The 6,740-nt window shown below is 72.2% G+C and carries 5 protein-coding genes; 2 read left to right on the top strand and 3 right to left on the bottom strand.

The window, feature by feature from the left end; all coding sequences use genetic code 11:
- Positions 1-103: 103 nt before the first annotated feature.
- Genes JT721_RS08655 through JT721_RS08665 form a run of 3 tightly spaced genes read right to left on the bottom strand, consistent with a single transcriptional unit; the run spans position 104 to position 3,686 of the window.
- Complete coding sequence (locus JT721_RS08655) at positions 104-454, bottom strand: hypothetical protein (protein WP_205472610.1); 351 nt, start codon at positions 452-454, stop codon at positions 104-106.
- 53 nt (positions 455-507) lie between these two features.
- On the bottom strand, positions 508-1,644 hold the full coding sequence (locus tag JT721_RS08660) for a class I SAM-dependent RNA methyltransferase (RefSeq protein WP_205472612.1): 1,137 nt from the start codon (positions 1,642-1,644) through the stop codon (positions 508-510).
- On the bottom strand, positions 1,641-3,686 hold the full coding sequence (locus JT721_RS08665; protein WP_205472614.1) for an APC family permease: 2,046 nt from the start codon (positions 3,684-3,686) through the stop codon (positions 1,641-1,643). Before JT721_RS08665 ends, JT721_RS08660 begins: the two co-directional genes overlap by 4 nt.
- Positions 3,687-3,745: 59 nt before the next feature.
- Between JT721_RS08665 and JT721_RS08670 the strand changes: the two genes are divergently transcribed.
- Positions 3,746-4,408: a TrkA family potassium uptake protein gene (locus tag JT721_RS08670; RefSeq protein WP_205472616.1), complete on the top strand. Its 663-nt coding sequence runs from the start codon at positions 3,746-3,748 to the stop codon at positions 4,406-4,408.
- A gap of 4 nt (positions 4,409-4,412) precedes the next feature.
- Complete coding sequence (locus tag JT721_RS08675) at positions 4,413-5,084, top strand: TrkA family potassium uptake protein (RefSeq protein ID WP_205472618.1); 672 nt, start codon at positions 4,413-4,415, stop codon at positions 5,082-5,084.
- The last annotated feature ends 1,656 nt before the right edge of the window (positions 5,085-6,740 follow it).

A 6,740-nucleotide genomic window follows, 5' to 3' on the forward strand; every position in this document is an offset into this window, starting at 1 on the left:
GGGGGGGCGGGGGGGGGTTTCTCCGGGGGGGCCGCCCCCGGGCGCGGGGGGGGGGGGGGCCCCCACGTCCGTGACTACCCCGGTGCGACCGCCGACCACCCCGTCAGCCGGAGGTCGCGTCGAGGCGTTGGAGCAGGTCGTGCGCGGCCAGCTCGACCTCCTTGTGCCGCCACTCGCTGGCCCGGTAGACGCAGGCGATCAGCCCGGAGCGGTGCACCCGGCGCAGGTCGCCGCAGACGAAGGCGTAGCGCGCCTTGGTGCCGTCGGTCGCACCCTCGGTCAGCCCGAGGTGCCACGCGGCGTACTCCTCCCACGAGTGCCGCTCGAGGTAGGCGTTCTCGCGCGCCGCGTCCGGCTGCACCTCGCTCCAGTCGCTCTCGAGCACGTACTGCCGCCTGTCGATGAGGTCGCGCACGTGCGCCACCGCCGCCTCGTTCACCGCGTACGACGCCATGCCGGCACCGGTTCCCCGCCGCCCCGACCACGAGACCGCAGGGTCGGCGGGGCTCAGCGCACCAGCAGCGCCACGCACTCCACGTGGTGGGTCATCGGGAACAGGTCGAAGGCCCGCAGCGCCTCGAGCCGGTAGCCGTGCGCGGCGAAGAGCGCCACGTCGCGGGCCAGCGCGGCGGGGTCGCAGGCGACGTAGGCGACGGCCCGGGGAGCCCGGTCGGCGACCAGGTCGACCACCGCGCGGCGGGCGCCCTCACGGGGCGGGTCGAGCACCACGAGGTCGAACGGCTCGTCGTACGACGCCGCGAGCACCTCGGCGACGTCGCCGGCGGTCACCCGGGCGCCGCGCACGTTGCGCAGCGCGTGCCGCGAGGCGGTGGCGTCGCCCTCGACCATCGTCACCAGCGAGGGGTCGCCCACGGCGTCGGCCAGGAAGCGCGCGAACAGGCCGACGCCGGCGTAGAGGTCGAGCACCTTCTCCCCCGGCTTGGGTGCGAGCATCGTCAGCACCGCCCCGACCAGCGCGTCCGGAGCGCCGGGGTGGACCTGCCAGAACCCGTCGGCGGCCACCTCGAACTGCTGCTCCCCGACGGTCTCGACGAGCACGCCGGGCTGCGGCTCGCGGGCGTCGTGGCGCGCGATCAGGCAGTCGTCGACGCGCACCGTGCGGTGGGAGCGGTGCTGGCGCATGGCGAGGCCACCGTCGGGCAGGTGCACGTAGCGGTGGCGGGTGCGCCAGCGCAGGCCGGCGAGGTCGCCGGGCACGGCCTCGACCGTGACGTCGACGTCGAGACCGGCCAGCCGTCCCATCTGCTCACGCACGACGTCGGCCTTGAGCAGCCGCTGACGGGTCAGCGTGACGTGCTGGAAGTCGCAACCGCCGCACCCGCCGGGCCGCGCGACCGGGCACGGCGCGGTGACCCGGTCGGGCGAGGGGTCGAGCACCTCGACGGCGTCGCCGCGCCAGAACCGGTCGCCCTCGGTGCCCTCGGTGATCTCGACGACCACCCGCTCCCCCGGCAGCGCGTGGCGGGTGAAGACCACGCGCGACTCCGGCTCGGGCAGGCGTACGACGCAGTGGCCGCCGTGCGCCACCGGCCCGACCTCGGCCTCGAACCGCTCCCCGACCCGCGACCGGCCCTTCGCCGAGCGCGACCGCTGTCCCCGCTGCCGACCCCGGGGACGGCTCACCGAGGCACCTGGCTGTCGCCGCCGCTGCGGTCGACGTTGCCGCGGCGCAGGTCGCCGGGGCGGACCCGCAGGTCCTCGCGCAGCTCGCGCTCGCGGGCGATCTCGCTGGAGCGCAGCTGGTAGGGCACCGAGGTCACCATCACGCCCGGCGTGAACAGCAGCCGGCCCTTGAGGCGCAGCGCGGTCTGGTTGTGCAGCAGCTGCTCCCACCAGCGACCCACGACGTACTCGGGGATGAACACCGAGACCACCCCGCGCGGGTTCGCGCGCCGGATCTCCGTGGCGTAGGCGACGATCGGCCGCACCAGCTCGCGGTACGGCGAGTGCAGGACCTTGAGGGGGATGTCGATGCGCCGCTCGTCCCACTCGGCGAGCAGCTGCGAGGTGTCGTCGTCGCCGGTGGCGACGTAGACGCCCTCGAGCAGGTTGGGCCGGGTCGCCTTGGCGAACGCCAGCGCCCGCAGCGTCGGCTTGTGCAGCTTCGAGACCAGCACGATCGCGTGCACCCGGGTGGGCATCACCTTGTCCTCATCGTCGGCGGCGAGCTCGACCGAGACCTTGTCGTAGTGCCCGCGGATGCCGCGCATCACGAGGAAGAAGAAGACCATCGCCAGGATCGTGATCCAGGCCCCGGCGAGGAACTTGGTGACCAGCACGATCACCAGCACCACCGCGGTGAAAGTGAGCCCGACGGTGTTGATCGCCCGCGACTGGCGCATCCGGCGCCGGCGGCCGGGGTCGCGCTCGGTGGCCAGGTGGCGGGTCCAGTGCCGGATCATGCCGAGCTGGCTGAGGTTGAACGAGACGAAGACGCCGACGATGTAGAGCTGGATGAGCCGGGTGGTCTCGGCGTCGAAGACCAGGATCAGCACGATCGCCAGCGCGGCGAGGAACACGATGCCGTTGCTGTAGGCCAGCCGGTCGCCGCGCGAGCCCAGCGCCCGGGGGGCGAAGCCGTCCTTGGCCAGGATCGAGCCGAGCACCGGGAAGCCGTTGAAGGCGGTGTTGGCGGCCAGCACCAGGATCACGCCGGTCACCACCACCACGAGGTAGAAGCCGGGCGAGAAGTCGTGGAACACCGCCCGGGCGATCTGTGCGATCACCGCGTGCTGCTCGTAGTCGTCACCCACCGGCACGCCGTCGATCCTGAGCCGGTCGAGGTCGTGGGGGTCGACGTACCTCAGCCCCATCTGCTTGGCCAGCACGATGACGCTCACCATCATCGAGATGGCGATCAGGCCGAGCAGCAGCAGCGTGGTGGCGGCGTTGCGGCTCTTGGGCCGCTGGAACGCCGGCACGCCGTTCGAGATCGCCTCGACGCCGGTCAGCGCCGCACAGCCCGACGAGAACGCGCGGGCCAGCAGGAAGAGCAGCGCGAACGTCGTGAGCGAGCCGTCGTAGTCGGGCGACGGCTCGATGGTGAGGTCGGCGCTCTCGACCTGCGGCAGCGTCCCGCTGGCGAGCTCGACGAAGCCGAGCACGCACATGCCGAGGATCGCGACCATGAACGCGTACGTCGGGATCGCGAACAGGCTCCCCGACTCGCGGATCCCGCGCAGGTTCAGCGCCATCAGCACCAGCACCGCCAGCGCCCCCGCTGTCGCCTCGTGCCCCTGCAGCGCCGGGATCGCCGCAGCGGCGTACTGGGAGGCCGACGAGATCGACACCGCCACGGTCAGCACGTAGTCGACCAGCAGCGCGCTCGCCACCGTGGTGCCGGCGGTGGCGCCGAGGTTGACCGTGGCGACCTCGTAGTCGCCGCCGCCGCTGGGGTAGGCGTGCACGGTCTGGCGGTACGACGCGATCACGGCCGCCATCACCAGCGCCACCGCGATCGCGATCTTCCACGACCAGATGTACGCCGAGGCGCCGGCGAGGCTCAGCATGATGAAGACCTCGTCCGGGGCGTAGGCCACGGAGGAGAGCGCGTCGCTGGCGAAGACGGGTAGGGCGATGCGCTTGGGGAGGAGGGTCTCCCCCAGCTGGGAGCTCCGAAGCTTGCGTCCTAGGAGGATGCGCTTGGAGACGTCGCCGACGCCCACGAGGGGAAACCGTACGGCACAGCCCGGCTCCCGGGGTCATCACCGGATACGGTTGCCGGGTGCATGTCGTGATCATGGGCTGCGGCCGGGTCGGGTCGACCCTCGCCCGCAGCCTCGAGGACCGCAACCACACGGTGTCGATCATCGACAGCGAGCCCGACGCCTTCCGCCGGCTGGGGCCGGGGTTCAACGGCGACAAGGTGACCGGCTACGGCTTCGACCAGGCCGTGCTCGAGAAGGCCGGCATCCGCCGCGCCGACGCCTTCGCGGCCGTATCGAGCGGCGACAACTCCAACATCATCGCCGCCCGGGTGGCCCGCGAGACGTTCGGCATCCAGCAGGTCGTCGCCCGCATCTACGACCCCGGCCGCGCCGAGGTCTACCAGCGGCTCGGCATCACCACCGTCGCCACCGTGAAGTGGACCGCCGACCAGGTGCTGCGCCGGATCCTGCCGGCCGGCGCCGAGCCCGACTTCCGCGACCCCTCCGGCACCATCCGCCTCGACCAGGTGCCGGTGCCCGAGCAGTGGGTGGGTCAGCGCACCGTCCGCTTCCAGGAGCAGACGTCGAGCCGGATCGCCTGGATCGACCGGCTCGGCGAGGGCATGCTGCCCACCCGCGAGAGCGTGATCCAGGAGGGCGACCTGATCCACCTGGTCATGCGCGAGCAGAACGCCGCCGAGGTCTACCAGGCCATCGAGTCCGGACCCGAGGAGCAGTGACGTCATGCGCGTAGCCATCGCCGGGGCCGGCGCGGTCGGTCGCTCGATCGCCCGCGAGCTGATCCAGAACGGCCACGAGGTCCTCCTCATCGACAAGAACCCCGACTCCATCCGCCCCGAGCGGGTCCCCGACGCCGAGTGGCTGCTCGCCGACTGCTGCGAGCTGTCCTCGCTCGAGGAGGCCCGGCTCGACAAGTGCGACGTCGTCATCGCCGCCACCGGCGACGACAAGGCCAACCTGGTCACCTCGCTGCTGGCGAAGACCGAGTTCGGCGTCCCCCGCACCGTCGGCCGGGTCAACCACCCCAACAACGAGTGGCTGTTCTCGGAGGCGTGGGGCGTGGACGTCAACGTGTCCACCCCGCGGATCATGTCGGCCCTCGTCGAGGAGGCCGTCACCGTCGGCGACCTGGTGCGCCTGTTCACCTTCCGCCAGGGCGGTGCCAACCTCGTCGAGATGACGCTGCCCTCGGACTCGCCGTACGTCGGCAAGCCCACCGGCCTGATCCCCCTCCCCGAGAACTGCGCCCTGGTCACGATCCTCCGCGACGGCCAGGTCTACGTCCCCGACCCCGAGCAGCCCGTCGAGGCCGGCGACGAGCTCCTCTTCGTCGTCCCGGGCGAGGGCGAGGACGCCCTCGAGCGCCTCCTCGCCCCCGGCGCCCACGGCGGCTGACCGCCGCCCGTTGGTTGAGGAAGTTGCGCTAGCAACTGTCTCGAAACCCCAGACGGCCGAATGCCCTCCGGCGAGAACGGGAGCGCTTCCGGCTCACCGGGTCTCGAGGCTCAGGCCTAGCGGCCTTCGCACCTCGACCACCGCCACCCACTGGTGGTTGAGGAAGTCGCGCTAGCGACTGTCTCGAAACCCCGTACGCCGAACGCCCTCCAGTGCGGACGGGAAGACTCTCGGCTCACCGGGTTTCGAGACAGGACTTCGTCCTTCCTCAACCAGCGGTGCGGCGCTCGACCACCGCACGCCACCGCACGCCGGGGTGCCGCGCCACCGGGCACGGAGGCGGCGGAGCGACGGGCGGCGTTCGGCACGTCAACGGCGGCGTGGCGCCGACACGAACGTCGGGGCACCGCAGGGCAGAGTCCGGCGACACGGCAACGAGTGCCGAACGACGTCCGGCGCGCAGCAGCCGCAGTGCCCCACCACACGCGGCACCCCGCACCCACCCCATCGACAGTCAGCACCCGCCCGGATCACACCACCCGGAGTCAGCCCCCGCTCGAGCCCCGTGCGCGGAGTCCCCACGAACGGGAGTGCACTCGGATCACCGGGTCTCGAGGCTCAGGCCCAGCGGCCTTCTCACCTCGACCACCGCCACCCACCGGTGGTTGAGGAAGTCGCGCTAGCAACTGTCTCGAAACCCCGTACGCCGAACACCCTCCAATGCGGACGGGAAGACTCTCTGCTTACCGGGTTTCGAGACAGGACTTCGTCCTTCCTCAACCAGCGGTGCGGCGCTCGACCACCGCACGCCGGGGTGCCGCGCCGCGCGGCACGGAGGTGGCGGAGCGACGGGCGTCGCTCGGCACGTCAACGGCGGCGTGGCGCCGAAGCGAACACCGGGGAACGGCAGGGCATAGTCCGGCGACACGGCAACGAGTGCCGAACGACGTCCGGCGCGCAGCAGCCGCAGTGCCCCGCCACACGCGGCACCCCGCACCCACCCCCCCCCAACAGTCAGCACCCCGCCCGGATCACACCACCCGGAGTCAGCCCGCGCCCGAGCCCCGTCCGCGGAGTCGCTCCCCCAGGGAGGGCGGTCGGCTCAACGGGTCTCGAGGCTCAGGCCTAGCGGCCTTCGCACCTCGACCACCGCCACCCACCGGTGGTTGAGGAAGTTGCGCTAGCAACTGTCTCGAAACCCCGTACGCCGAACGCCCTCCAGTGCGGACGGAAAGACTCTCGGCTCACCGGGTTTCGAGACAGGACTTCGTCCTTCCTCAACCAGCGGTGCCGCGCTCGACCACCGCACGCCACCGCACGCCGGGGTGCCGCGCCACCGGGCACGGAAGCGGCGGAGCGACGGGCGGCGTTCGGCACGTCAACGGCGGCGTGGCGCCGCTGACCAGCCGGGGAACAAGACAGCAGGGTCCGGCGACACGGCAACGAGTGCCGAACGACGTCCGGCGCGCAGCCGCCGCAGTGCCCCACCACACGCGGCACCCCGCACCCACCCCCCAACAGTCAGCACCCCGCCCGGATCACACCACCCGGAGTCAGCCCGCGCCCGAGCCCCGTCCGCGGAGTCGCTCCCCCAGGGAGGGCGGTCGGCTCAACGGGTCTCGAGGCTCAGGCCTAGCGGCCTTCGCACCTCGACCA

Origin of the sequence: Nocardioides sp. SYSU D00038 (assembly GCF_016924665.1) — a bacterium.
GTDB lineage: Bacteria > Actinomycetota > Actinomycetes > Propionibacteriales > Nocardioidaceae > Nocardioides.